The following is a 24,646-nucleotide window of genomic DNA, read 5'->3' as shown; positions in this document are numbered from 1 at the left end:
CCTTTCCCCTCGGGAAGCTCATGCCCTGGACAAGGAGGCTGCCCATGTCCGCGTCCCACTCCCGTCCCCCTCGTGTCGGTGTCTGGCTCGTCGGCGCCCGCGGCTCGGTCGCCACCACCGTCGTCGCCGGGTGCGCCGCCGTGACCGCGGGCCTCCGCCCGCCGACCGGCCTGGTCACCGAGACGCCGGCCTTCGCCGGCAGCGGCCTGCCCGCCCTGGCCTCGCTGGTCTTCGGCGGGCACGACACCACGGACTGCCCCCTGCCCAAACGCGCCGAACAACTGGCCGCGGGCGGCGTGCTGCCCTCCGGCCTCCCGGCCGCCGTGGCCGCCGAACTCGCCGCGGCAGACGGGGAGATCAGGCCAGGCGGCCCGCTTCCCGGCGACACCCGGGACGAAGGCGAGCTGATCGCCGCGTTCGCCGCCGACATCCAGGACTTCGTGCGACGGCACGGCCTGGAGCGGACGGTGGTCGTGAACGCCGCCTCCACGGAACCGGCCCCGACCGGCCCCGTGCTCCCGCCCAGCTCGCTCTACGCGGCTGCCGCCCTGCGCGCCGGTTGCCCCTACGTCAACTTCACGCCTTCCACGGGCCTGCGCCACCCGGACCTCGCCCCGCTCGCCGCAGCCGGCCCGCTGCCGTACGCGGGATGCGACGGCAAGACCGGACAGACCCTTCTCCGGTCCGTCCTGGGCCCCATGTTCATCCAGCGCGCCCTGGCCGTCCGTGCCTGGTCCGGCACCAACCTCCTCGGCGGCGGTGACGGCGCCAGTCTGGCCGACCCGGCCGCGGCGGCGGCGAAGAACGCCGGCAAGGAGCGCGTCCTCGCCGACACTCTCGGATCCGCCCCCGAGGGCGAGGTCCACATCGACGACGTGCCCGCGCTCGGCGACTGGAAGACCGCCTGGGACCACATCGCCTTCGACGGCTTCCTCGGCACCCGCATGACCTTGCAGACCATCTGGCAGGGCTGCGACTCGGCCCTGGCCGCACCCCTGGTCCTCGACCTGGCCCGCCTGGTCGCCCGCGCCCACGAGCGCGGCCTGGCCGGACCACTGTCCGAACTGGCCTTCTTCTTCAAGGACCCGGTGGGAGAGGCCCCGTCGGCGCTGGCGGAGCAGTACGCGGAACTGGTTCGGTTCGCCCGGCGGTTGGGGGAGGCCGAGTGAGCCGGTACCGGGCCTGGGCCGAACTCCTGCGCCTCCCCGCCCTGTTCACCGTCCCCGGCGACGCCCTCGCCGGAGCAGCCGCCGCCGCGGTCCGCCCGAACCGCCGTACCGTGCTCGCCGTCGGCTGCTCCCTGTGCCTGTACGAGGCCGGGATGGCCCTCAACGACTGGGCCGACCGCGCGGAGGACGCCGTGGAGCGTCCCCACCGGCCCCTCCCGTCGGGCCGGGTCCGCCCGGGCGCCGCATTCGCCGCAGCCTGCGCGCTCACGGCCGCCGGCCTCGCCCTGGCCGGTCGCGCCGGGCGCCCGGCGCTGGCGGTCGCCGTGCCGCTCGCGGCCACCGTCTGGTCGTACGACCTCGGCCTGAAGCGCACGCCCGTCGGCCCGGGCGCCATGGCCGCCGCCCGCGGTCTCGACCTGCTCCTCGGCGCCGCGGCCACCGCCGGACGCGTCCGCCCCGCCCTGCCCTCGGCCGGGCTGCTCGCCACCCACACCCTGGCGGTCACCGCTGTGTCCCGCCAGGAGACCCGCGACGGTTCCCCCTTCGCCCCGCTCGCGGCCTTGGCGGGTACGGCCCTCCTGGCCCGGCTGCTCGCGGACCACACCCCCCTCACCACCGCCCTCGCCCTTGCCTACGCCACGACCACGGCCCGCCCCTACCTCCACGCCACCCTCAACCCCTCGCCCCCACTCACGCAGCGCGCCGTGGGCGCCGGCATCCGTGCCACCATCCCGCTGCAGGCCGCCCTCGCCGCCCGCACCGGAGCCACCGCCACCGCACTCGGCACAGCGGCCCTGGCCGCACTGGCCGGGCGGTTCACGAGGCGGGTGAGCATCACATGACACCTCAGGGCCCGGTTCCGCGGCACGGCTGCGTCGGCGACGGCGGCACCGCCCACGCCGGAAACGGCCTCGTCCATGCCCGCGCCGGCAATGGCCTGGTCAACGCCCGCGTCCTGCTCACCTGCCCGACGGATCGCCAGGCAGGTGAGCATCACATGACACCCCGGCCGACAACACTCCGGTTCGGCTACGGCACCAACGGCCTCGCCGACCTCCGCCTGGACGACGCCCTCGCCCTCCTCGCCGACCTCGGCTACGACGGCGTCGGTCTCACCCTCGACCACATGCACCTCGACCCGCTCGCCCCCGACCTCGCCGCCCGCACCCGGAAGACCGCCCGCCGCCTCGCCGAGCGGGGGCTGGAGGTCACGGTCGAGACCGGTGCCCGCTACGTCCTCGACCCGCGCCGCAAGCACGGCCCCTCGCTGCTCGCCCCGGACCCCGAGGCGCGTGCCCGCCGCGTGGACCTGCTCCTGCGTGCCGTGCGGGTGGCCGCCGACCTCGGTGCGCTCGCCGTGCACTGCTTCAGTGGAACCGTTCCGCCCACCAGTGACCCGGCCACCGCCTGGCAGCGGCTCGCCGATGCCCTCACGCCCGTCCTGGACGCCGCCACCACTGCCGGCATCCCGCTCGCGGTCGAACCCGAGCCGGGCCATCTCCTCGCCACCCTCGCCGACTTCCACCATCTGCGCCGCCTCCTCGGTGACCCGCCGGCCCTCGGCCTCACCCTCGACATCGGGCACTGCCAGTGCCTCGAACCCCTCCCGCCCGCCGACTGCGTGCGCCTGGCCGCGCCCTGGCTCAGGCACGTCCAGATCGAGGACATGCGGCGCGGTGTCCACGACCACCTTCCGTTCGGGCAGGGCGAGATCGACTTCCCGCCCGTGCTCGCCGCCCTCGCCGCGACGGGCTACCGCGGACTGACGGTCGTGGAACTGCCCCGTCACTCCCACGCCGGCCCCCAGTACGCCGAGACCTCCCTGCCGTTCCTCCGCCGGGCGGCGGCCGCCGGCAACCCGGCCGCCGTGCCAGAAGGGAGCACCCGATGACGCACCACCCCGTCGCGCACGCCGGCCCGGACGCCCTCCGCGACCACCTGGACACGCACCTGGACCCGGGCGCCCGCGCCTGGTTCCACCAGGCCGTGACCGAGGCCGCCGCCCACCCCGGCGCGCACGGGCCGATCTCCGTGTGGGAGCTGCGCCTCGCGGAGGCCGCCCGCCGCTGCGGCACCCGGCACGCGGACGCCGTCCGGGTGCTGATCCTGCACGCGGCCCGCGCCGACACGGCCGCCCTCACCCGCGTCTACCGGCAGGGCACCGCCGCCGAGCGGCGCGCCGTGCTGCACGCCCTGCCCCACCTCGTGCCCGGCCCCGACGCCGTGGCGCTGGTCGAGGACGCCCTGCGCACCAACGACACCCGGCTGATCGCCGCCGCCCTCGGCCCCTACGCCGCCCGCCACCTCGACCCCCACGCCTGGCGGCACGCCGTGCTGAAGTGCCTGTTCACCGGTGTCCCGGTCGACGAGGTCGCGGGCCTCGCCGAGCGTGCCCGCGCCGACGCCGAACTCGCCCGCATGCTCGCCGACTTCGCGGCCGAACGCACCGCCGCCGGACGGCCCGTACCCAGCGGCCTGTACCACGTCCTGGCCCTGGCCACCGCTCAGACCCGCGAGGAGTCCTGATGCGCCTGTTCGACCCGCACATCCACATGACCTCCCGCACCACCGACGACTACGAGGCCATGCGTGCCGCGGGCATCCGTGCCGTGGTGGAGCCGTCGTTCTGGCTCGGCCAGCCCCGCACCTCGCCCGCCTCCTTCCTCGACCACTTCGACTCCCTGCTCGGTTGGGAGCCCTTCCGCGCCGCCCAGCACGGCATCGCCCACCACTGCACCCTCGCCCTCAACCCCAAGGAGGCGAACGACCCCCGCTGCCTCCCCGTCCTCGACGAACTGCCCCGCTATCTCCTCAAGGACCAGGTCGTGGCGGTGGGCGAGATCGGCTACGACTCCATGACCCCGGCCGAGGACCGGGCCCTGGCCGCGCAGCTCCAGCTCGCCGCGGACCACGGCCTGCCCGCCCTCGTGCACACCCCGCACCGCGACAAGCTCGCGGGCCTGCGCCGCACCCTCGACGCCGTGCGCGAGTCCGCCCTGCCCCCGGAGCGGGTGCTGGTCGACCATCTGAACGAGACCACCGTCAAGGAGGCCGAGGACAGCGGCTGCTGGCTCGGCTTCTCGGTCTACCCCGACACCAAGATGGACGAGCGCCGGATGGTGGAGATCCTGCGCGCGTACGGGCCCGAGCGGGTCCTGGTCAACTCCGCCGCCGACTGGGGCAGGAGCGATCCGCTGAAGACCCGCCGGGTGGCCGACCTGATGCTGGCCGAGGGCTTCACCGAGGACGACGTCGACCGGGTCCTGTGGCGCAACCCCGTCGCCTTCTACGGCCAAAGCGGCCGCCTGGGCCTGACGGTCACCCCGCCCGGGGCGACCCACGAGGGCAACTCCCTGCTGCGCGGCGGGGAGTGAGCGCCGTGCGGCTGCGCCACCCCGACGGCACCACCGTCCACCTCGCCTACTGCACCAACGTCCACCCCGCCGAGACCCTCGACGGCGTCCTCGCCCAACTGCGCGACCACTGCGAGCCCGTCCGCCGCCGCCTCGGCCGCGACCGCCTCGGCATCGGCCTGTGGCTGGCCCACGCCGCCGCCCGCATCCTGGACACCGACCCGTCCGCCCTGCGCGCCCTGCGCCGCGAACTCGCCCGGCGCGGCCTGGAGGTCGTCACCCTCAACGGCTTCCCGTACGAGGGCTTCGGCGCCGACGAGGTCAAATACCGCGTGTACCGGCCGGACTGGGCCGACCCGGAGCGCCTGGAGTACACCACCGCCCTGGCGCGGATCCTCGCCGCCCTGCTGCCGGACGACGTCACCGAGGGCAGCGTCTCCACCCTGCCGCTGGGCTGGCGCACCACCTGGAGCGCCGACCGCGCCGACGCGGGCCGCGGCGCCCTGCTGACCCTGGCCGAGCGCCTCGACACGCTGGCGGAGCTGACCGGCCGCTCGATCCGGGTCGGCCTGGAGCCGGAGCCCGGCTGCACGGTGGAGACCACCGCCGACGCCCTCGCCCCGCTCACCGCCGTCGGGCACCCCCGCATCGGCGTCTGTGTCGACACCTGCCACCTCGCCACCTCCTTCGAGGAGCCGCAGACCGCCCTGGACGCGCTCACCGGCGCCGGGATCCCCGTCGTCAAGTCCCAGCTGTCGGCCGCCCTGCACGCCGAACACCCGAGCCGACCGGAGGTCCGCGCCGCGCTCCGCGCCTACGCCGAACCCCGGTTCCTGCACCAGACCCGCACGCTCACCGCGGCCGGCCCGCGCGGCACCGACGACCTCGACGAGGCCCTCGACACCCTGTCCCGCGGCGCACCCTGGCGGGCCCACTTCCACGTCCCGCTGCACGCCGCCCCCGCCGCACCCCTCACCTCCACCCTCCCGGTCCTGCGGACAGCCCTGACCCACCTCGTCGGCGGCCCGCACCCCCGGACCCGGCACCTGGAGGTCGAGACCTACACCTGGCACGCGCTCCCGCCCGAGCAGCGCCCCCGCGGCCGGGCCCGGCTGGCCGACGGGATCGCCGCCGAACTCTCCCTCGCCCGCGACCTGTTGACCGACCTCGGCCTGAAGGAGCTGCCATGACCGGGCCCGTGCGACCCACCCCGCTCCTCGTCCTCGACGTGGTCGGCCTCACCCCGCGGCTGCTGGACCACATGCCCCACCTCAAAGCCCTCGCCGCAGCCGGCTCCCGGGCCCACCTCGGCACCGTCCTGCCCGCCGTGACCTGCGCCGCCCAGTCCACCTTCCTCACCGGAACCCACCCCGCCGAGCACGGCATCGTCGGCAACGGCTGGTACTTCCGCGAACTCGGCGACGTCCTGCTGTGGCGACAGCACAACGGCCTGGTCGCCGGGGACAAGCTGTGGGACGCCGCCCGCCGCGCCCATCCCGGCTACACGGTCGCCAACATCTGCTGGTGGTACGCCATGGGCGCCGACACCGACATCACCGTCACCCCGCGCCCGGTCTACTACGCCGACGGCCGCAAGGAACCCGACTGCTACACCCGCCCGCCCGCGCTCCACGACGAACTCACCGAGAAGCTCGGCACGTTCCCGCTCTTCCGCTTCTGGGGGCCCGGCGCCGACCTGGTCTCCAGCCAGTGGATCATCGACGCCACCCGGCACATCCTCGGCACCCGCCGGCCCGACCTGACCCTCTGCTACCTTCCGCACCTCGACTACGACCTGCAGCGCCACGGCCCGGACGATCCCCGCTCCCACAGGGCGGCCGCCGACCTGGACACGGCCCTGGCCCCGCTGCTGGACGACGCCCGAACGCAGGGTCGTACCGTCGTCGCGCTGTCCGAGTACGGCATCACCCGCGTGAGCCGGCCCGTCGACATCAACCGAGCCCTGCGCCGCGCCGGCCTGCTGGAGGTGCACACCCAGGACGGCATGGAGTACCTCGACCCGATGGCATCGCGCGCCTTCGCGGTCGCCGACCACCAGATCGCCCACGTCTACGTCCGCCGGCCCGAGGACCTCGCCGCCACGCGCGCCGCGCTCGCCGGACTGCCCGGCATCGAGAAACTCCTCGACGACGAGGGCAAGAAGGCCCACCACCTGGACCATCCGCGCTCCGGCGAACTGGTCGCCGTGGCGGAGCCGGACGCCTGGTTCACGTACTACTACTGGCTGGACGACGACCGCGCGCCCGACTTCGCCCGCCTGGTCGAGATCCACCGCAAGCCCGGCTACGACCCGGTCGAGCTGTTCATGGACCCGCTCGACCCCTATGTGAAGGTCAAGGCCGCCACCGCGCTCGCCCGCAAGAAGCTCGGGCTGCGCTACCGCATGGCGGTCGTACCCCTCGACCCCGCACCGATCCGAGGCAGCCACGGCCGCCTGCCCACGAGCGACGACGACGGTCCGCTCCTGCTGTGCTCCACCCCCCGCGCCGTCGGCGACCGCATCGCGGCCACCGACGTGAAGTCACTCCTGCTCCACCTCGCCGGTCTCGGCACCGACAACCCGTCCGAAGGAAGGTACCCGTGAACACCACGCATGACACCGACGACCAGTTGCGCCGCAGCCTCGGCATCGGCCGCCGCGGCTTCCTGAGCACCTGCACCGCCGTCGCGGCCGGCGCGATCGCCGCGCCCGTCCTCGGCGCGAGCCCCGTGCAGGCCGCACCGCAGTCCGGCGGCACCGGCAGCGGGCACGCACTCGTCCCCGAAGACAAGCGCGGCATCATCCTCTACACGGTCCGCGACGCCATCGGCCGCGACCCGCTGACCACCTCCCTGCCCTCCGGCTTCCGCGCCGTGTTCGAGCAGCTCGCCCGCTTCGGCTACCGCCAGGTCGAGTTCGCCGGTTACGGCCAGCACCCGAACGCACCCGGCGGCGCGAGCCTGGAGTCGATCGAGGGCGCCAAGCTGCTGCGCCGCTGGCTGGACGACAACGGGCTGCGCGCCCAGGGCAACCACGGCTTCATCCCCAGCTCCTGGCCCTTCACCGACACCGACCTCGACACCTTCAAGAAGCACCTGGAGATCGCCAACATCCTCGGCCTGGCCCACATGGGCACCGGCGCCGACCCCACCAGCAGCTCCTACAAGGCCGACTGGGACGTGGCCGCCGACAAGTGGCACGCCCTCGGCGCGATCGCCCGCCGCGCAGGCCTCAAGCTGTACACCCACAACCACGACGCGGCCTACGGCTTCCTCCTCGACGGCGGACCGCTCGACGCCCAGGGCCGCCCGACCCGCAGCTCCGGCATCCGCAAGCTGGAGTACTTCCTGTCGATCACCGACCCCCAGTTGATCTGGCTGGAGATGGACGTCTTCTGGGCACATGTCGCCCAGTACAAGTTCCGCACCTACACCGCCCACGACGGCTCCACGCAGACGAACATCTTCGATCCGGCCGGCCTGGTCACCTGTCACGACAAGCGCTACCCGCTGTTCCACGCGAAGGACGGCGTCGTCAACACCATTAACGGGATGGGCTACGACATGGTCCCGTTCGGCACCGGCGTCATCGACTACCGTTCGTTCTTCTCCCGCGTGGGCCACCGCAACCACCACAACCCGATGGTCGAGCAGGACAACGCCCCGAGCGCCACCAACCCCGGGCAGTCCCTGGAACACGCGGCGATCGGCTACCGCAACATGGCCGCCCTGCGCCGCTGACGGCGGGCAGGGGCGGAGGGCCTTGCCGCGCCATCACCAGGCCCTCCACCCCGGCCGGCCCCTTGTCCGGACGCCCTCTGTCAGGTCCGCGGCCCCGGCCTTACACTGCCGATCCGCAGTATTTCGGGGGCAGTTGACGGGGGGAACCCAGCATGTCCGATCCGTACGGTCCGTACCAGGGATTCGCCGTACCACCGATGCCCTCGGCTCCGCCGCCCACGCCGCCGGACGGCCGGCGGGCGGCCGCCGTCGCGGTGCTCAACCTGAGCGGACTCGGCCTCGGGTACGCACTCCTGCGAAGATGGGTCCTGATGGCCGCCTGCCTGGCGGCAACCGTCGTCCTGCTGTTCGTGGCTCTGCCAGCCGACGCCGACGGCGTCCCGGGGGCCGCGCTCACCGTCTACGTCCTGCTCCTGCTGATGGCCGCCGTCCACGGAGCGATCGCCGGACTGCGCACCCGGCTCACCTGGCCGGGCCGAGCGCCCCTGGCCCTCCTGCTCGGCGTGCTGCTGCTCGCCGTACCGGCCGGAGGCGTGGTGTGGTACGACGACGCGCACGAGGAAGCCGTGCAGCAGGCGCTCCTCGACCGCCTGGAGCAGGCCGACCATCTGGTGACCAAGGCCGGCCGGCACAGGTTCACCGGCGCGCGGGGCGACTACGGAGCGGCCCTGGAGATCTACCGGGATCTTGCGGCCGAGCACTCCGGTTCCCGCGCCGCCGCCCAGGTACCCGATCGTATGCGGAGCTTCTACACCACGGTCGGCGCGGCCTACGGACACCAGGAGTACTGCGACGCGATCGAGCCGCTGAAGTACCTGCGTACGGTGCCCCGCTTCATGCCGAAGAAGGAACTCGGCTCGCTCACCCAGTGGCCCGACGACCGACTCGCCACCTCGTTGTACGAGTGCGGATGGGCCGGACTGACGGCGGGTCAGGCCGACTGGGTCGCACGCTTCGACGACCTGCTGACCACGTTCCCGCAGTCCGAGTCGGCGACCAAGGTCGCACCCGCCGTGGACGCGGCGGTGAAGAAGGCCGAGAAGGACGTCGACGGCGCCGCACCCTGCACCGCCGTCGAGAAGCTGCACGACCTGAACACCCGGATCAGCGACCTCTCGGGGACGGCGGGGAACGCGGCCGACGGTCTCACGAAGTCCGCCGACCGGGCCGACCGGAGCGGTGACGCGGGGGAGTACGCCTGCGGCGTCGACCAGTACAAGGACGGCGACTTCGACGCGGCCCAGAAGACCATGGAGCAGTACGTCTCCGACAACAAGAACGGCAAGAACCGGGACCGGGCCAAGAAGATCGCCATCGGAGCCGAGGTGGCCCAGACCCTGCCTGCCGCCGGGAAGAAGCTGCCCACCACCGACTCCGGCGGCAGCATCACCGTCACGGTCAAGAACGACAGCCCCGACGACGTCACCGTCCTCTACACCGGACCGGTCACCGGCAGCTTCACGCTCAAGGGGTGCGGCAGCTGCAAGTCGTACGGCCTGGCCGACACGCTGAGGATCGGCTTCAAGCCCTGCAACGGTGGCAAGAACTACCCGCAGCGGACGCTCAGTCTCCCCGTCGGCACCACGTACTTCGTGCACAAGCCGCACGGCGGCAGCACCGCCACACCGGCCTCGGACACGGCCAAGCTCCGGTCCGGGTACATCTACACGGAATGCGCCTACACGACACAGACGTTGGGCTCCAGCTACTGACCGTGCGGGGCGGGCCGAGGCCCGCCCCGCCGCTCGTCAGCGCCGTCGCCCGGCGCGCCGGCGTACCACCAGGACGGTGCCCGTGCCGAGGATCACGGCCCCGGCCGCGGCGGCCGTGAGCGGCAGGACCGAGCCGGTGCCGGTGCTCGCCAGGTTGCCGCCCGTGGCGGAGGAACCCGAGGTGCCGGTGGTGGCGGTGCCGCCCGTGGCGCCGGCGGAGGAGCCGGAATCCGAACCGGAACTGGAGCCGGACCCGGAGCCGGAGCCGGAGGTGGAACCAGAACCGCCGGTGGACCCAGTGGCGGAGCCCCCGGCGGAGCCCGTCGAGCCGCTGCCACCCGTGGAGCCGTCACCGGAGCCGTCCAGCAGGATGTCCGCGGTGTCGTTCGACTTGTCGGTGTCGAAGGGCCGGGGCTCGCCCGCGAGCGCCACCGAGCCCTTGGCCCCGGACACCACCTTGTCGATCTTCAGCCGGAACTCGTACGTCTCCCCGCTGTTCTCGTCGACCCACGCCTGGCTGGTGCCGCACTCGTACGTCCGCGACCCCACGTTCTTGCAGAACCCGTCGGTCTTGGCGACCGACGTACCAGCCGGCACCTTGATGTGCACGCGGGTCGCCCCCGCGCCGATCTCCCGCAGCACCCAGCCGGGTCCGGCGTTGGTGAACCTCACCACCAGCGGGACCGTGTCCCCGACCTTGCCCTTCAACTGGGCGCCGGTGACCTGGAAGTCGGCCGTGTTCTTCGCGGTCACCTTCACGGTCGCCGCGTCCCACTCCTCGTGCTGGGCGGAGCCCGGGGCGGCCGGGGTCTCGTCGGGCCGCTCGACCAGCTTCACCGCAGGGCCCGTACCCCGCACCGGCGGCGGGCCGGCGTCCGTGAACGCGGGGTCGTAGCTGGCGACCGTCACCCGCAGCTCGTCGTACAGCGCGCGGTCGAGTGCCTTCAGGGTCAGCGTCTGGTCGGGCGCGTAGACGACGCCGGGCTTCACCTGCTGGTCGAACTCGCAGACCACGTCCGAGGAGCTGGGCGCCTCGTCGAAGGACGGGATCTCGTAGCGCAGGCAGTTGGAAGGCACCTCGGTGTGGCTGAGCCCGCGGGTGACGGAGTACGACATCCAGACCTTGTCGAGCGCCGCGGTGCCGGTGTTGGTGAAGGAGGCCGGGACCTTGAACTCGCTGCCGGGCCGCACACCGTCGATCGGGGCGATCTTGCCCAGCACCAGACCGGGTCTCGCGTCCGCGGCGCCGGCGGGCGCGGCCCCGAGCGCGATCAGGGCGACGGCGCCGACGGCACCGGCGGTCTGGCGGAGTAAGCGGGGGCCGGAGAGCGTGGGGGGCATGAAATCCTCTGCATGAATCGACTGCTACGGACAGCTGAACTGTGCGGGAACGCGCGTTCCCGCACAGGAGACCTCCGCCACCGCCCGATGGTTGTACAGAGCCCGACCGGAGGTCACTGCCTCGCGCGGCGAACCAGCCACTCCAGGGCCGCGGCCGCCTCGCCGAGGACGGAGAGGTGGCCGTCGTCCGGTCGAAGCCGGAGTTCCGAGCGCGGGCAGCGGTTCGCCAGCCACTCGCCGTGTGTGCTGGGCACGATCCTGTCCTGACCCCCGTGCAGGACGAGGACCGGCGCGGTGACCGACGCGGGGTCGCAGCCCCACGCGTGGACGTAGGCCAGGTCGTCGTCGACGAGTCCGCCCGGACCGGCGGCCACGGCCGGCTCGACGACTTCCTCGAACCAGGACCAGTCACCGGCCAGGGCCGCATGGTCGGCCGGGGTGAACATCTCGGGGTCGTACACCGCCTCCGCCTCGTACCGCTCTTTGGCCTCGCGTCCCGCCGCGGCCGCGGTCAGCGATGCCCGGCAGGACACGGCCATGCCCGCGAACCAGTCGAGCCCCTCGGCGTCGAACGGGGCCAGACCCGACACCTCGACCACGCCGAGCACCCGTTCCGGCAGTACGGCGGCACACGCCAGGGCGTGCGAGGCACCCCCGGAGTGACCATGACGGCGAACCGGTCGATGCCGAGCGCGTCGGCGATGTGGGCGACGTCGGCTGCGGCCGATGCGATGCCGCGGCCGTCGAGCGGCGGGGTCGAACCGCCGTATCCGGGGCGGTCGTACGACACCCAGCGGACCCCGAGCCGGGCGGAGGCGGGGAAGAGGGGCCTGGGCGGCAGGCCCACGTTGGGTGTGCCGTGATGCCAGAAGACGGGGAGCGCACCGGATCCGCCGGCGCCGGTGTCGTAGAGGTGCAGTCTGCGCCCGTCGGGCAGCTCCAGGTCGGATTCGGTCACGTGGATGTTCGTCACTGCGCGGGTCCTTCCGGGCGGGTGCCGGGTACTTGACTGCGTAACCGACTCCGTCGACTCCCGGAACTCATCGCTCGGCCGAGTGGGCGACAGCCCGTGGGTCTGCACCCTCAGGTCGGTACCGAGCGGAGCGGACGGGCCGGCCGTCCGGGTCTGCTGCGCTCCAGCCATTCCTGATACGCCGGGGCCTGGTGGGCTGCCTCCCAGTAGGCCTCCTCCAACTCGCCGACACCGTTGTCGAGTTCGGCCGCCGTCCGGGCCGCGAGCAGCAGCCGTACCCCTATCGGGTCGCCCTGCAGCGGCCGGATGGCGAGGTCGGGGCGGGGGCGCGCGGTCGGCTGGCTGACCGTGACGACCTCGCCGATGGCGGCCAGGGAGTAGGCGCTGAGATAGTCGCCGTGCAGCAGGTCGGGTTCGATCCCGGCCCTGCGCAGCACCCGGCACAGGCCGTCCCATTCGCCGTCGACCGTGGAGTCGATCATCCAGCGTTCGTGGGCGAGGTCGGTCAGGGGTATCTCGCGCTGCGCCGCCGCGGGGTGGTCGGCGGCCAGGGTGACGAACTGCGGTTCGCGCTCCACCAGGACCCGCAGGCGCAGCCCGGCCGGGACACGCAGCGGGCTGCCCTCGACCTCGTGTACGAAGGCCAGGTCGAGCCTGCCCTCGGCGACCATCCGCAGCAGGGAGTTCGCGGACACGTCCATCTGGAGGCTGGGCTCGACCGGCGGGACCCGGGCGCGCAACCGGCGGAGCCAGCCCGGCAGGGCCCGGCTGGCCGTGGCACCGATGCGCAGCCGGGGACCGCCCGAGGCACGAGCGGCCGCTGCCCTCGTCTCGGCCACGATCGCGGCGAGTTCGGCCACGAGCGGCCGGGCGCGGCTGACGACGAGGTGGCCCAGCGGGGTGAGGCGGCTGCCGGTACGGTCACGAGTGAAGAGCCGGCCGCCGAGCGTCTGTTCGATGCGGCGCAGCTGGGTGCTCAACGAGGGCTGGGCCATGCCCAGTTCGCGAGCGGCCTGGTGCAGACTGCCGGCGTCGGCGATGGCGCACAGAACGCGCAAGTGCCTCACCTCGAGCTCCATGCACGGAGCGTAAGGGCAGTGGCTGATGAGGCGCCAGATATTCAAACGCCAACGGAACGGCTGGAGTTGGGCGTGATAGCCGGACGCTATCCCCAGTTGCCATCATCCGCCGACCGCCGGGCTGACGGAAACTCAGGGTCAACCGATCGTTCACCACCCCACACGAACGAGTAGGAGCACCCCCCACATGACGTCGACCCGTACGTCCTCCCCTTCCGCGAAGGCCTCCAGGAGAGCGCTGGCGCTCGGCCTGGGCCTGGCGTTCGCGGCACTGGGCACCGCGATCCCGGCGAGCGCCCAGACCACCGGCTCCACGGCCACGCCGCACGCCCGCTACACGGGCCCGACGGGCGAGGCGGGCAACAACAAGGCGTTCTTCGAGGCCGTACTGGCCTCGGTCGCCAAGAAGCAGGCGGCGCACCCGGGCCTGCGGTCGGTGACCGTCTACTACGACGCCTCCCAGGCGCCGAGCTTCCGGTCGCAGATATCGAGCGCCGCGTCGATATGGAACAGCTCCGTCTCGAACGTCAAGCTGCAGGCGACCTCGGGCGGCGCCGACTTCGCCTACTACGAGGGCAACGACCCCGAGGGGTCCTACGCCTCCACGGACGGCCACGGCAACGGCTACATCTTCCTCGACTACGCGCAGAACAGGCAGTACGACTCGATCCGCGTCGCCGCGCACGAGACCGGTCACGTGCTGGGGCTGCCGGACCACTACAGCGGCCCGTGCAGCGAACTGATGTCGGGCGGCGGCCCGGGCCCGTCCTGCACCAACCGCTACCCGAACGCGGCCGAGCGCGCCCGGGTCAACCAGCTGTGGGCCAACGGCCTCACCAAGGCGCTCGACAAGCTGAACAAGGTGCACTGACCCGCAACAAGGTGCACTGACCGTCTGAGAGCCATCCGCCTGCGACCGGAGGCGGGCCGTGCCACCCGGGTGCGGCCCGCCTCACGCGGGTTCGTGGCCGCCGGCCGCCTGGTCCGCGCGGTCGACGACCTCGGCGAAGTACGGCCAGCCGTCCACCGCCACGTTCCGCGCCGCCGGCTGTGCCTCCAGGGCGGGTGCCGCGGCGTCCAGGAGGCGGCGTGCCGTCCCGGGCTCGTAGAGGTTGAGGTGGCTGCGGTCCGGCAGGCGCACCACGGTGCCCGACTCGAAGTACGTGTTCGAGACGCCCCCGAGCGCACAGGGAGCGAAGACCAGGGAAAGCCGGCAGCCGGCACCCTTGGCGGTTCCGCCGGTGAAGAAGGAGAGGGTGACGCGGCAGTCGTGGTAAGCGGGCCTGATGTGCTGCCGGACGGTCCAGTACCAGACCGTCTCACCCACTACGAGGCGACGGAGGCGACGCTCGTTCCTCACGGCCGGTCGAACCAGGCGAGTGCCGCGATGCGCCAGCCGTCCGGAGTGCGCACGAACTGCAGGGTCTTGGTGCCGCCGCCCTCGTACGGCTCGCCGCTCATGATCCCGGACTTGCGGTACTCGCTCACACGGGATGCGATGTCGCCCACGATCTCGGTGCGTTCGGAGGTCTCCCATTCCGAGAACTCGACGAGCCGGCCGTCGGAGAGCAGCTGGCGACGGGGCTCGATGAACTCGTCCACGGTGTAGACGGTGAAGTCCGGGCCGGTCATGACGATGACGCCGGAGGGGAGGACGAGCCGTCGGATGCGTGCCACGTCGGCCGGTCTGCCGCCGCGGTTGTCGAAGGCGCCGAAGAACTCGGCCGTCACCGCGTCGATCTCGATCTTGGACACCGTGCGAAGCTACCACGCACCCGAAGGTCCGCCAAGGCAGATGCAGTTGGGTAAGGGTGCCGCCCGGTCGCCGTTGACCGGGCGCTGATTCCCTAGGAGTGCTCGGCCACGCGCTGGGGGCCGGCCTGGTTGAGCTGTGCGGTGAGGAGATGCGCGTCCAGCAGGGCGACGTCGGCCGTGCGGTTGGCCCGCGAGTAGCCCGCGAACATGCGCTTGGTGAGGGTGAGGGCTTCGGGTGAGCGCCGGACGAGCGGGCGTACCCAGGCGCCCACGGCCGCGTCCAGTTCGTCGAGCGGGGCGACCTTGTGCAGGAGGCCGAGCCGGTGCGCGGCGGCCGCGTCGAAGGTCTCACAGGTGAGCATGAGTTCGCGGATCCTGGCGGCTCCGCCCTCGACGATCAGACGGCCCATGGCGCCTCCCCAGGCGGGCGGCAGACCGAGGCCGATCTCGGGCATGCGGAACCGGCAGCTGTCGGCTCCGGCGCGCAGGTCGCAGAAGGAGGCGAGCGCGAGACCGGCGCCCACCACCTTGCCGTGGAGCCTGGCGACGGTGACCGCGTGCGTGTTCTCCAGCGCGTCGCACACGCGGTGGGCCTTGTCCGCGATCCGGCGCATGGCGGCTCCGGTCGGGTCTTCGGTCAGCGCCGCCTGGTACTCGAACCGGTCGGCGCCGAGACTGAAGTCCTCCCCGGCGGCAGAGAGGATCAGCACCCGGATGTCGGGCCGGTCGTGGAGGCTGTGGAGGAGGGTGGCGAGGTCGTCGAGGGCGGCGACGGTCAGCGTGCCGTCCTGTGCCGAGGGGTTGAGGCGGACCCGGAGGACCGGCCCGTCGTGTTCGACGTGCAGCGCCTTGTAGGGGAAGTGGGGGGAGGTGTTGATCATGTCGGTCATGAGAGGGCGACGTCCAGGTTCAGCAGGCGCCGGAAGGCCACACGCGGTGCCCAGGTCGGCCTGCGTACGAGGGTGAGGCGGGGGAAGCGCCTGACCAGCTGGTGGAGCAGGGTCTGTGCCTCCATGCGGGCCAGGGGAGCCCCGAGGCAGTAGTGGATGCCACCGCTGAAGGCGAGGTGCGCCGGTTTGCGGTGGAGGTTGAACAGTTCGGGATCCTCGTGCTTGGCCGGGTCCCGGTTGGCCGCGCCCACCATGAGGTGGACCATCTCGTCCTTGCGGATCTCGACGCCGCCGAGGACGGTGTCCCGGGAGGAGACGCGGCTGATGACATGCGTGGGCGGGTCGTAGCGCAACGATTCTTCAACGGCGGCGGGCACGAGTTCGGGGTGCACGGTGAGCCAGTCCCACTGCCGGGGATGCTCCAGCAGCAGGAGCGTCATAGTCGACAGCAGCGTGGCCGTCGTCTCCAGCGCCGCCAGCAGCACGAACAACGCGAGGAAGTAGACCGCCTCGTCCGCCTTGTCCTGGTCGCTCTCCATGGTGTCCCACACCGTGATCCACCGCGAGACAGGGTCGTCGCCGGGACTGGCCCGGCGCCGGCGCACCAGGTCCATGAAGTAGGTCCGCAGCTCCGCCGTGGCCGCGTCCGACTTCGCCAGCTGGCTGGCCGACGGCAGCAGTTCCTGGGTGAAGACCTGGTCGTGGGTCAGCTCCCGCAGTCGGGGGAAGTCGGCGGTCGGCAGCCCGAGCCAGTGCCCGATGGTGGCGATGGGCAGCTCGTCGCCGACCAGGGCGTTGAAGTCCGCCTCGCCGTCGTGCAGCCGCTCGGCGAGCGAGTCGAGGAGCCTGGTCGTGCTGTGGCCCACCGTCCCGCGCAGCTGCTCCAGGGTGGTGCGGTCGAACATGCCCGCCGACCGGCGCACCCAGGTGTGCTCCGGAGGGTTGAGCGCGGGCAGTGTGCGGCTCATCTCGCGCGAGGACGGAGCCGTCCAGCGCGTGCCGTCTCCCTGCTGCTCCCGCCAGCGTGCGTCGGGCTCCAGCCAGTCACGGCTGCGCAGCACCTGGTCGCACACGTCGAAGGCGGTGACGATGTGACCACCCCAGGGGGCTGCGACGACTCCGCCCCTCGACCGCAGCTCCCCGTAGATCGGAAAGGGATTTGCCTGGCCCTTCGCCGTCCTTAAGCGGGAGAACAGCGAAACGGCAAATCGTCTGTCGACGGGCGGAGTTATCGCAATCTCCACGATGTCCCCTTCTGACTCTCACGTATCAGCCGCCATGCATACCCCCCCGTGCGCTGATACATACAAGATGACTATTCGTGTGAGAGTTGCCTACGTCACTCTCCCCTGGTCCATGCCAGGAACCGACTGAAGAGGCCCGGTTTGGGCTTGGACGCGGCCTGCGCCGCAGGCTGCGGCACGGGGCTCGGGCCGTGGTGCGCGGTGGTCGCGGCAGGCTGCTGAGGTGCCTGAGCGGGCGTCGGCGCCACGGTGCGTGGTGTGAACCGGACCGGCAGCGCCACCAGGGACCGGCTCCAGGGAGCGGGCACCCAGCTCAAGTCCTTGAACGGCACCCGGACTTCGATGTCCGGCAGCCGGTTGAGGAGGGACTCGACGGCGGTGACGGCGATCACGAACGCCGGGTCCTTGGCGGGGCAGGCGTGCGGCCCGGCCCCGAAGGACAGATGAGCCTTGGCGCTGAGCTGCTCGCGGTGCTCCGCCAGCCGGGGATCGGTGTTGGCGGCCGCGAAGGAGATCACCACCGGGTCGTTCGCGCGAAGCATCCGGCCGCCCAACTCCACGTCGTGGGTGGGGTAGTGGGCCGCGTAGTTGGCGATCGGCGCGTAGTTCCACAGGGCCTGGCCGACCGCGTCCTCGACCGGCAAGCCGGCCTGCCAGTCCTCGCCGAGGATCAGCGCGCTGCTGGTGCCGATCGTCGCCGACAGCGGCGCGGTGCCGCCCGAGAGCAGCGTCACGAGCTGGTGCAGCACCTCCTCGTCGGTCAGTTCCGCGGAGTGCTGCATCAGACGGGTCGTCAGGTCGTTGCCGGGCCTGCGCCGCTTGAGCGCGATCAGCTCGCCGAGCGCCTCGCCCAGCACCTGGTCCGCACCGGCCGTACCGTCGAAGATGCCGCTGATCCCGACGATCACCCGGTCACCGATCTCGGGCGGGCACCCGAACAGGTCGCTGAAGACCAGCAGCGGCAGCGGCTGCGCGTACTCGGCCATCAGCTCGGCCTGCCCGAGCCGGTCGGAGCTGAACCGGCTGACCAGGTAGTCGGCGGACTGCTGGGTCTGCCGCACCAGCTGGATCTCGTTGACGGTGGCCAGACTGTCGGTCACCGCCTGGCGGAGGCGGGCGTGCGCCGCTCCGTCACTGAACAGCGCGTTGGGCCGGTACCCCATCATGGGCAGCGCCGGGCTGTCCTCGGGCACCCGCCCCTCGTTCAGCGCCCGCCAGCGCCGCGAGTCCCGGACGAACGAAGCAGGGTTCTGCAGGATGTACAGGGCGGCGTCGTAGCTGGTGACCAGCTCGACCTCCACGCCCGGGGCGATGTCGACCGGCGCACTCGGTCCGAGGCTGCGCAGGTACGCGTAGGTGGAGTCGGGATCGGAGCCGAACTGCGGGCCGTAGAGCGGGACATTGCCGTGCGCAGGGCAGCCGGGCGGTGGCCCTTGTATGCCGGGACGCTGCTGCATGTGGGGGAGGCTCCTAGTCGAGAAGGGACAGTAGGTGGTGAACGAGGGTGATGAGGGCCTGCGCCGACGACTGCTGGTCCCGTACGTCGCAGGAGACGACGGGAGTCCGGTCGGACAGGTTCAGTGCCTCGCGGATCTCCGCGAGCGGGTAGTTGGTCGTGTCGTCGAAGTGGTTGACGCCGATGGCGTACGTCAGGCCGAACCGCTCGACCAGGTCCAGGACCGGGAAGGACTCCGACAGCCGCTCCGGGTCGACGAGGACGAGCGCGCCGAGCGCCCCCCTGGACAGCTCCTCCCACATCTCCTTGAAGCGCTCCTGACCCGGCGTGCCGAAGAGGTACAGCACCACCTCCTCGCTGATGGTCAGGCGGCCGAAGTCCATGGCGACCGTCGTGGTGGTCTTGTCCGGAGTCCCTGACAGATCGTCAAAGCCCACGCTGGCTTCGGTGATCTCCTCTTCGGTCCGCAGGGGCTCGATCTCGGAGATGCTGCCTATGCACGTGGTCTTCCCGACCCCGAAGTGCCCCACCACGAGGATCTTCACCGCGGTGAGGACACCTGAATCCAGGTACACGAATCACGCTCCGAATCGGGCTTTGAGGCCGTCGAGTACGGCGTTGAGCACTTCTCGGTCGACACGTTCGGCGCGGGGCACGGGCTTCCGCGCGATGATGAGACCGCTCTCCTCCATCTGCGCCAGGAGAATCCGCACGATCCCCAGCGGCAGATGCGTGTGGGCGGCCACTTCGGCGACGGAGAGAAAACCTTCCGTCACCAGCTCCAGAACCTGCCTCGCCTCCGGAGAAAGCGTGCGAGCCGAAGCAGTGGCACCCTCTTGCGCGGACACCAGGGTGGTGCGCTCGTAGGCATTGTCCGGGGGCAGGGCTCGCCCGTTCGTGATCACGAAGAGCGGGACTAATGCTGAGGTCAGCTCAAGTTCCTGATCCGGCCCGTCATTCACGTACGGCTCGCCTCCCCGCGTGGTGCCATATATGCGCTCAGCCGGGGCACCACCCGATGCAGCCGGGTGGTGAACTCCTCGATATCGGCATCGTGTTCGGCGGCCGCGGCCAGGAACGCCCCACGGCCGGCCGAGATCAGGAAGATCCAGCCATGCTGAAACTCGATCACCGTCTGCCGCCACTGCGCATCCTGGCCCACACCGGCGAACTGCGAGGTCGCCCGGCTGTAGGCGTGAATCCCCGTCATGGCGGCGGAGATGGTGTCAGCCAGGTCCTGGCTCATGCCCGTGGTGGCGCCGCGGGGCAGGCCGTCGGAGCCCAACAGGACGGCGTGGCGGGCGCCTTGCACCTCGGCGACCACCTCGTCGAGGTCCGCGATCGGGATCCCCTTCCCGCCCGCCCCCTGCTGCGCCCGGGCCGCGCCGGACTGCCCGGCGAGGCCGTCCGCGTTGACCCGGGGCGGCGAGGTGAGGTTGTTGCCGAGCCGGGCGACCAGCCGGTGCATGCGGAAGGAGATCTGCTGCATGTCGACGTCCGGCGCCGCGGCCGCCGCCAGGTAGGCGCCCTGCCCGGCGCCGATCAGGAAGATCCAGCCGTGCGAGAACTCGATGATCGTCTGGTTCCACTGCCTGTCTTCCCCCGGCCCGGCGAAGTGGGAGGTCGCACGGCTGAGCGACTGCATGCCGGCCATGGCGGCGGAGATCGTCCGCACGTCCTTCTGGGCCATGCCGTCGGTCGCGCCCCGGGGAAGGCCGTCCGCGGACAGCAGGACGGCGTGACGCGCCTTCGGCACGTTGTGCACGATGTCCTCGAGCATCCACGACAGGTCTGTGGTCATGCGTCATCGGACCCTTCGGACGGCGCCGAGGCGAGATTGCGGCCCGAGAGCGTGCCGCGCTGGAAGGCTCCGAGGCTCCGGCCCGCGGCACGGCCGGCGTCCTCCGGCGCCGCGGCCGGCGGCTCCGAGCCGTCCCGGTCGGGAACGCTGGCGATGGGCACCTGGCGGGCGCCACGGCGCGGCAGGCCGTGCGCGGTACGGCTGACCGGCTCCGGCCGGCCGACGGCGCCACGGATGCCGCTGACCTGGGAGTCCTCGGCCGGAGCCGCCTCCTCCTCGGTCCACAGCTCCTCCGGCAGCAGCACGACGGCGCGCACGCCGCCGTAGCGGGACACACCGGTCACGTCCACCCGGAATCCGTACTGCTGCGCGAGCAGGCCGATGACGGGGAAACCGAACTTCGGCTGGTTGCCGAGATGCGAGAGACGGGGCCGGAAGTCACCGGAGAGCAGCGCGGAGGCCTTCTGCCGGTCCTCGTCGTTCATACCGACACCGGCGTCGTCGATGACGATGCACAGGTTCTTCTGCACCCGCTGGAAAGTCACCTCGATCGGCGAACCCTGCTGAGAAAAACTGGCAGCGTTGTCGAGAAGTTCGGCGACGGCGAGCGCGACCGGAGAAACGGCGGACGCCTTCAATGCAAAACCGGTCTGCTGCATGATTTCGACGCGCCGGAAGTTACGAATCTGACCCTGCGCGCTGCGCACCACGTCATAAACGCTCGCGGGCCTATTGCGGCGACCCAGCGGAGCACCACACATAACCGCAATGCCCTGTGACTTTCGGGCCATCTGTGCATTGGCGTGACTGACTTCCAGCAAATCGCTCAGGACGGAATGGCCGCCGTACTTGCGCTGGATTTCCTCAAGAAGCGCCAGCTGTTCCGCGGCAAGGCTCTGCAGAAAGCGCGCGGAACCCTTGAGAACAGCCTTGGTGCTCTCCTCGGCCGCCTCCTCGGCTTCTTGGATGGTCTTGTCGTGCTCGTCCTGGTGCTGCTGCAACTCTGCTCTTAAGGCGGCCAGTTGCACGTCGGCCTCGCCCAGCCTCTGCGTGAGCGCGGCCTCGGCCTGCTGCTTCTTCGCCGCTATGGCCTTGTTGCGACGACTGAGCACCAGGGCCGCGGCGACGGCGATGGTCAGCGCCGCAACCAGGCACCACACGAGTGCGTCTCGATTCATGGAAACCTTTCCTATATGTAGCCTGCAGTCGTCGGCGGACGGATCGGGGGAATCCGTGGCACAACCGCTCGGTACGACTCGGTCGCCGTCGTGTTGAGAACCGGCCCGATCTCAAAACAGCGCCTGAGCCGAGTGGACCAAGGTCGCAGACGCGGGGATGCTATCACTGAGATAGGGGAAACTTCACAACGCGGAGTCGACCGGTAACCGTCGCGTGTTGGCCGCAGGGGTTATTGATTGAACGACAGTCAACGGCAGTGCGGCCGAGTGGTGAGGGTGTGGGGTATTTATTCGGCACCATGAAGGACTGATTGCCCTTTCATGGACTTAACGGACGGCGAGGCGCTGGACGGCTCGGCTCAGGACCACCACTCCCATGACGATCAGTACGGCACCGCATATTTCGGGCACCAGCCACCAGCCCGTGCGGATGCGTTCCTCGAACAGGGCGATACCCAGGGCCAGGCTGACCATCGCGTCCCCGATGGTCAGCGCGGGCTGTGCCGCCGCCAGCGGACCGGCCTGCAGCGCGTTCCCCAGCAGGAGGACGGCGACCGCGCCGGTCACCGCGAAGCCGTACGTCTGCCAGGACCGCAGGAACGCCGGGAAGCCGTGGTCGGCGAAGGTCCCCGAGGCCGACTTCAGCAGCGCGGCGGTCAGCGCGTTGCCCGTGACCGAGGCGGCCGCCAGCAGCGCGGCACGACGCACCGCCGGGCGCCCCCGGCCGGCCTGCAGGACCGCGACGGCCATGGCGCCGAGGCAGAGGCCGAGCGCCGGGATCCACCGGCCGAGGGGCGCCTGGGAGGTGGCACCGTGCGGGGCGGCCGCAGACAGCAGGACGGCCAGGCCCGTCACCACGCCGCCGACACCCCACCACCCCGAGCGGGGCAGGCGACGGTGCATCAACAGCCCGGCGACGAGCAGGGCGAAGGGAAGCTCCAGGATGAACAACGGCTGGACCAGCGCGAGCGGGCCGTTGACGAGGGCCAGGCTCTGGAACAGCGCGGCGCCGACCACCCCGGCCATGCCGATCAGCCAGGCCGGCCGGCGCAGCAGCTCCGCCAGCAGCCGTACCCCGCCGCGACGGCTGGTGGACGCGGCCTTGCGCTGGAACGCCGTGCCGACGGCGTTGCTGGCCGCTCCCACGACGGCGAACGCCGCGGCCAGTTCGATCACGGCCGTCTCCCGCCTGCGGGCGCACCTCCTGGAGGAGTTTCGGGCACTGTTCAGCCTACGGAAGCGCGCGGCCCGCCGCGGTCTCGGCCGCGGGCCAGGATGACCGGCCGGGCGCGTCGACCCTGCTGATGGAACCGGTGATGCACGGCACCGTCGGCTTCGAGCGAGCTGCCGCCCCAGTGACAGACGTCAGCCCGAGCCCGGTTACGTGGCGTCCCGGCGAGGTGTGCGCAGCGCCGCGTCGGCCTGACGCACGCGCCACTCCTCCGCGGTGTCCTTCTGTCGCCGCACCGCGTGCGGCGTTCTCGCGGCCGTACGATGACCGGTACCGTACGCGGCCGAGACGGGCAGGTCGGTTCCTTGTACGAGGAGGGCCGGGGGATGAGCACGCGCCCCCCGTCGCAGCACGAGAGAGTCGTGCAGTGACTACTGGACCGGATCGTATCGTGACGGCACACCGGCTCAACAAGGGCTGGACGACGCCCTCTTCGACGCCTTCGCCGCGCCCGATGTCAGCATCGACGCGGTCGTGGGCAGCGCCGCACCCCTGCTCGCGGCGCTCACGACGCAGGCCCGGCGCGTCATCGAGGGCGAAGCGCGACCCACGTCGATCCGTGTGCGGGTGCTGCTCCTGGACGTCGGCGAAGACAGCGCTCAGGGCACGGCCGGCGAGGCCACCGACGGCAGTGACACCGAGGCACTGCGGCACCTGCTGGAGAACACCCTCGGGCGGGACCACGGTGCCGTGCGGTTCGAGGCGCGGACGTCCACCTCGCAGGCGCCGATGGAGCTGTACCTGATCAACGACCGCACCGTGCTGACGTCCTATTTCCATCTGCCCGCAGAGGAGAGCGGAGATGCGCTCCTCCTCCAGCCGGAGTACCGCCTCGAGGAGACCCGGGAGTGGTTCGACTCGTGGTGGGAGCTGTTCGACCGGTGACGCGTGTCCTGGACATGCGCTCACACCCGGCTCGACGTCGCCGTGTCCGAGGACAGCCGCTGGGCGACATAGATCGGGACGACCGACAGCAGGACGAGGACGGCGGCCACGACGTTCACCACGGGTGCCTGCTGGGGCCGGGTCATGTTGTCGAAGATCCAGATGGGGAGGGTCTCGATACCGGGTCCCGCCGTGAAGGTCGTGACGACGATCTCGTCGAAGGACAGGGCGAAGGCGAGCAGGCCGCCGGCCAGCAGCGCGGAGCGGACCAGCGGGAAGGTGACGTCCGCGAAGGCGCGGAAGGTGGTCGCCCCCAGGTCCATCGCCGCCTCCTCGTACGAGGAGGCCGTACGACGCAGCCGCGCCACCACGTTGTTGAAGACCACCACGATGCAGAAGGTGGCATGGCCGACGATCACGGTGAACAGCCCGAGGCCCACACCGAGCGGCGCGAGGACGGTGCCGAAGGCCGAGTTGAGCGCGATGCCCGTGACGATGCCGGGCAGCGCGATCGGCAGGACCACGATGAACGACACCGTGTCGCGCCCGAAGAACCGGTGCCGGGCCACTGCGAACGCGATGAGCGTGCCGAGGACCAGCGCGATCGCGGTGGCGCCCAGGCCCGCCTTCACGGACACCCACAGCGCCTCGCGCGCACCGGAGTTGTCGAGGGCCACGGACCACCAGCGCAGCGTGAACCCGGGCGGTGGCCAGCTCGCACTGCGGTCGGGGTTCAGGGAGTTGACGAGGACGAGCAGCAGCGGGACGTAGATCACCGCGAAGCCGAGTGCGGTGCCTATGCGCAGGGCGGTGCGCGCGGTGCGGCTGAGATGCATGG

Annotated in this window: 24 protein-coding genes and 1 pseudogene; 11 read left to right on the top strand and 14 right to left on the bottom strand. The window is 71.6% G+C overall.

Features of this window, described 5'->3' with window-relative positions:
* Positions 1-44: 44 nt before the first annotated feature.
* The 9 genes from ACFY3C_RS33725 to ACFY3C_RS33685 all read left to right on the top strand — a co-directional run bounded on the left by ACFY3C_RS33725 (position 45) and on the right by ACFY3C_RS33685 (position 9,975).
* Positions 45-1,169: an inositol-3-phosphate synthase gene (locus tag ACFY3C_RS33725; protein ID WP_390773485.1), complete on the top strand. Its 1,125-nt coding sequence runs from the start codon at positions 45-47 to the stop codon at positions 1,167-1,169.
* Positions 1,166-2,011 carry an SCO3242 family prenyltransferase gene (locus ACFY3C_RS33720; RefSeq protein WP_390773484.1) on the top strand — a complete coding sequence of 282 codons (846 nt, stop codon included), beginning with the start codon at positions 1,166-1,168 and terminating at the stop codon, positions 2,009-2,011. The genes ACFY3C_RS33725 and ACFY3C_RS33720 overlap by 4 nt, the downstream gene beginning before the upstream one ends.
* Before the next feature lie 155 nt (positions 2,012-2,166).
* Positions 2,167-3,060, top strand: coding sequence for a sugar phosphate isomerase/epimerase family protein (locus ACFY3C_RS33715; RefSeq protein WP_390773595.1), 894 nt, complete (start codon positions 2,167-2,169; stop codon positions 3,058-3,060).
* Positions 3,057-3,695, top strand: a complete 639-nt coding sequence (locus tag ACFY3C_RS33710) for an EboA domain-containing protein (RefSeq protein WP_390773483.1) — start codon at positions 3,057-3,059, stop codon at positions 3,693-3,695. Before ACFY3C_RS33715 ends, ACFY3C_RS33710 begins: the two co-directional genes overlap by 4 nt.
* Positions 3,695-4,543: a TatD family hydrolase gene (locus tag ACFY3C_RS33705; protein WP_390773482.1), complete on the top strand. Its 849-nt coding sequence runs from the start codon at positions 3,695-3,697 to the stop codon at positions 4,541-4,543. The genes ACFY3C_RS33710 and ACFY3C_RS33705 overlap by 1 nt, the downstream gene beginning before the upstream one ends.
* A gap of 5 nt (positions 4,544-4,548) precedes the next feature.
* The gene (eboE, locus tag ACFY3C_RS33700) at positions 4,549-5,712 is read left to right on the top strand and encodes a metabolite traffic protein EboE (RefSeq protein WP_390773481.1); all 1,164 of its coding nucleotides are present in this window, start codon (positions 4,549-4,551) and stop codon (positions 5,710-5,712) included.
* Positions 5,709-7,127, top strand: coding sequence for an alkaline phosphatase family protein (locus ACFY3C_RS33695; RefSeq protein ID WP_390773480.1), 1,419 nt, complete (start codon positions 5,709-5,711; stop codon positions 7,125-7,127). The genes eboE and ACFY3C_RS33695 overlap by 4 nt, the downstream gene beginning before the upstream one ends.
* Complete coding sequence (locus ACFY3C_RS33690) at positions 7,124-8,263, top strand: sugar phosphate isomerase/epimerase family protein (RefSeq protein ID WP_390773479.1); 1,140 nt, start codon at positions 7,124-7,126, stop codon at positions 8,261-8,263. Before ACFY3C_RS33695 ends, ACFY3C_RS33690 begins: the two co-directional genes overlap by 4 nt.
* A 152-nt stretch (positions 8,264-8,415) precedes the next feature.
* On the top strand, positions 8,416-9,975 hold the full coding sequence (locus tag ACFY3C_RS33685; protein ID WP_390773478.1) for a hypothetical protein: 1,560 nt from the start codon (positions 8,416-8,418) through the stop codon (positions 9,973-9,975).
* Between the two features lie 36 nt (positions 9,976-10,011).
* Here ACFY3C_RS33685 and ACFY3C_RS33680 read toward each other — a convergent pair whose 3' ends face one another.
* The 3 genes and pseudogenes from ACFY3C_RS33680 to ACFY3C_RS33670 form a co-directional block, all read right to left on the bottom strand.
* The gene (locus ACFY3C_RS33680; protein WP_390773477.1) at positions 10,012-11,316 is read right to left on the bottom strand and encodes a hypothetical protein; all 1,305 of its coding nucleotides are present in this window, start codon (positions 11,314-11,316) and stop codon (positions 10,012-10,014) included.
* Between the two features lie 113 nt (positions 11,317-11,429).
* Positions 11,430-12,280: pseudogene (locus ACFY3C_RS33675) on the bottom strand (alpha/beta fold hydrolase).
* Between the two features lie 119 nt (positions 12,281-12,399).
* Positions 12,400-13,368, bottom strand: a complete 969-nt coding sequence (locus tag ACFY3C_RS33670; RefSeq protein WP_386578725.1) for a LysR family transcriptional regulator — start codon at positions 13,366-13,368, stop codon at positions 12,400-12,402.
* A 187-nt stretch (positions 13,369-13,555) separates the two neighbouring features.
* Here ACFY3C_RS33670 and snpA point away from each other — a divergent pair, with 187 nt between their 5' ends.
* Positions 13,556-14,239: a snapalysin gene (gene snpA / locus ACFY3C_RS33665; protein ID WP_386578724.1), complete on the top strand. Its 684-nt coding sequence runs from the start codon at positions 13,556-13,558 to the stop codon at positions 14,237-14,239.
* Between the two features lie 81 nt (positions 14,240-14,320).
* Here snpA and ACFY3C_RS33660 read toward each other — a convergent pair whose 3' ends face one another.
* From ACFY3C_RS33660 to ACFY3C_RS33615, 10 genes are all read right to left on the bottom strand, one after another.
* The gene (locus tag ACFY3C_RS33660; protein ID WP_390773476.1) at positions 14,321-14,695 is read right to left on the bottom strand and encodes a hypothetical protein; all 375 of its coding nucleotides are present in this window, start codon (positions 14,693-14,695) and stop codon (positions 14,321-14,323) included.
* 29 nt (positions 14,696-14,724) lie between these two features.
* A complete protein-coding gene (locus ACFY3C_RS33655; RefSeq protein WP_390773475.1) occupies positions 14,725-15,123 on the bottom strand; it encodes a DUF4440 domain-containing protein in 399 nt (132 codons plus the stop codon).
* A 92-nt stretch (positions 15,124-15,215) separates the two neighbouring features.
* A complete protein-coding gene (locus tag ACFY3C_RS33650; RefSeq protein ID WP_386578721.1) occupies positions 15,216-16,013 on the bottom strand; it encodes an enoyl-CoA hydratase/isomerase family protein in 798 nt (265 codons plus the stop codon).
* The gene (locus ACFY3C_RS33645) at positions 16,010-17,257 is read right to left on the bottom strand and encodes a cytochrome P450 (protein ID WP_390773474.1); all 1,248 of its coding nucleotides are present in this window, start codon (positions 17,255-17,257) and stop codon (positions 16,010-16,012) included. The genes ACFY3C_RS33650 and ACFY3C_RS33645 overlap by 4 nt, the downstream gene beginning before the upstream one ends.
* Positions 17,258-17,352: 95 nt before the next feature.
* Complete coding sequence (locus ACFY3C_RS33640) at positions 17,353-18,714, bottom strand: cytochrome P450 (RefSeq protein WP_386578719.1); 1,362 nt, start codon at positions 18,712-18,714, stop codon at positions 17,353-17,355.
* Positions 18,715-18,727: 13 nt separating this feature from the next.
* On the bottom strand, positions 18,728-19,288 hold the full coding sequence (locus ACFY3C_RS33635; RefSeq protein WP_386578717.1) for an ATP/GTP-binding protein: 561 nt from the start codon (positions 19,286-19,288) through the stop codon (positions 18,728-18,730).
* A 3-nt stretch (positions 19,289-19,291) separates the two neighbouring features.
* On the bottom strand, positions 19,292-19,675 hold the full coding sequence (locus tag ACFY3C_RS33630; RefSeq protein ID WP_145884578.1) for a DUF742 domain-containing protein: 384 nt from the start codon (positions 19,673-19,675) through the stop codon (positions 19,292-19,294).
* Positions 19,672-20,514, bottom strand: coding sequence for a roadblock/LC7 domain-containing protein (locus ACFY3C_RS33625; protein ID WP_390773473.1), 843 nt, complete (start codon positions 20,512-20,514; stop codon positions 19,672-19,674). Before ACFY3C_RS33625 ends, ACFY3C_RS33630 begins: the two co-directional genes overlap by 4 nt.
* Positions 20,511-21,692, bottom strand: coding sequence for an ATP-binding protein (locus tag ACFY3C_RS33620; RefSeq protein ID WP_390773472.1), 1,182 nt, complete (start codon positions 21,690-21,692; stop codon positions 20,511-20,513). Before ACFY3C_RS33620 ends, ACFY3C_RS33625 begins: the two co-directional genes overlap by 4 nt.
* Before the next feature lie 327 nt (positions 21,693-22,019).
* Positions 22,020-22,868 carry a DMT family transporter gene (locus tag ACFY3C_RS33615; protein ID WP_390773471.1) on the bottom strand — a complete coding sequence of 283 codons (849 nt, stop codon included), beginning with the start codon at positions 22,866-22,868 and terminating at the stop codon, positions 22,020-22,022.
* A gap of 529 nt (positions 22,869-23,397) precedes the next feature.
* On the opposite strand from ACFY3C_RS33615, the gene ACFY3C_RS33610 reads away from it, so the two are divergent.
* A complete protein-coding gene (locus tag ACFY3C_RS33610) occupies positions 23,398-23,808 on the top strand; it encodes a hypothetical protein (RefSeq protein ID WP_390773470.1) in 411 nt (136 codons plus the stop codon).
* A gap of 20 nt (positions 23,809-23,828) precedes the next feature.
* Here the strand turns inward: ACFY3C_RS33610 and ACFY3C_RS33605 are convergent, their stop codons facing one another.
* A complete protein-coding gene (locus tag ACFY3C_RS33605; RefSeq protein ID WP_390773469.1) occupies positions 23,829-24,644 on the bottom strand; it encodes an ABC transporter permease in 816 nt (271 codons plus the stop codon).
* Between the last annotated feature and the right edge of the window lie 2 nt (positions 24,645-24,646).

It is taken from the genome of Streptomyces sp. NPDC001410 (assembly GCF_042895235.1).
Lineage (GTDB): Bacteria > Actinomycetota > Actinomycetes > Streptomycetales > Streptomycetaceae > Streptomyces.
This window is presented reverse-complemented; position numbering and strand designations above follow the sequence as displayed.

What these genes read in the sequence shown, in the direction of transcription:
- ACFY3C_RS33715 (WP_390773595.1), top strand. Translation starts at nt 2,167, where the DNA reads ATGACACCCCGGCCGACAACACTCCGGTTCGGCTACGGCACCAACGGC.
- ACFY3C_RS33605 (WP_390773469.1), bottom strand. Translation starts at nt 24,644, where the DNA reads ATGCATCTCAGCCGCACCGCGCGCACCGCCCTGCGCATAGGCACCGCA.
- ACFY3C_RS33640 (WP_386578719.1), bottom strand. Translation starts at nt 18,714, where the DNA reads ATGCAGCAGCGTCCCGGCATACAAGGGCCACCGCCCGGCTGCCCTGCG.
- snpA (WP_386578724.1), top strand. Translation starts at nt 13,556, where the DNA reads ATGACGTCGACCCGTACGTCCTCCCCTTCCGCGAAGGCCTCCAGGAGA.
- ACFY3C_RS33670 (WP_386578725.1), bottom strand. Translation starts at nt 13,368, where the DNA reads ATGGAGCTCGAGGTGAGGCACTTGCGCGTTCTGTGCGCCATCGCCGAC.
- ACFY3C_RS33650 (WP_386578721.1), bottom strand. Translation starts at nt 16,013, where the DNA reads ATGACCGACATGATCAACACCTCCCCCCACTTCCCCTACAAGGCGCTG.
- ACFY3C_RS33710 (WP_390773483.1), top strand. Translation starts at nt 3,057, where the DNA reads ATGACGCACCACCCCGTCGCGCACGCCGGCCCGGACGCCCTCCGCGAC.
- ACFY3C_RS33620 (WP_390773472.1), bottom strand. Translation starts at nt 21,692, where the DNA reads ATGAATCGAGACGCACTCGTGTGGTGCCTGGTTGCGGCGCTGACCATC.
- ACFY3C_RS33705 (WP_390773482.1), top strand. Translation starts at nt 3,695, where the DNA reads ATGCGCCTGTTCGACCCGCACATCCACATGACCTCCCGCACCACCGAC.
- ACFY3C_RS33625 (WP_390773473.1), bottom strand. Translation starts at nt 20,514, where the DNA reads ATGACCACAGACCTGTCGTGGATGCTCGAGGACATCGTGCACAACGTG.
- ACFY3C_RS33680 (WP_390773477.1), bottom strand. Translation starts at nt 11,316, where the DNA reads ATGCCCCCCACGCTCTCCGGCCCCCGCTTACTCCGCCAGACCGCCGGT.
- ACFY3C_RS33685 (WP_390773478.1), top strand. Translation starts at nt 8,416, where the DNA reads ATGTCCGATCCGTACGGTCCGTACCAGGGATTCGCCGTACCACCGATG.
- ACFY3C_RS33725 (WP_390773485.1), top strand. Translation starts at nt 45, where the DNA reads ATGTCCGCGTCCCACTCCCGTCCCCCTCGTGTCGGTGTCTGGCTCGTC.
- ACFY3C_RS33695 (WP_390773480.1), top strand. Translation starts at nt 5,709, where the DNA reads ATGACCGGGCCCGTGCGACCCACCCCGCTCCTCGTCCTCGACGTGGTC.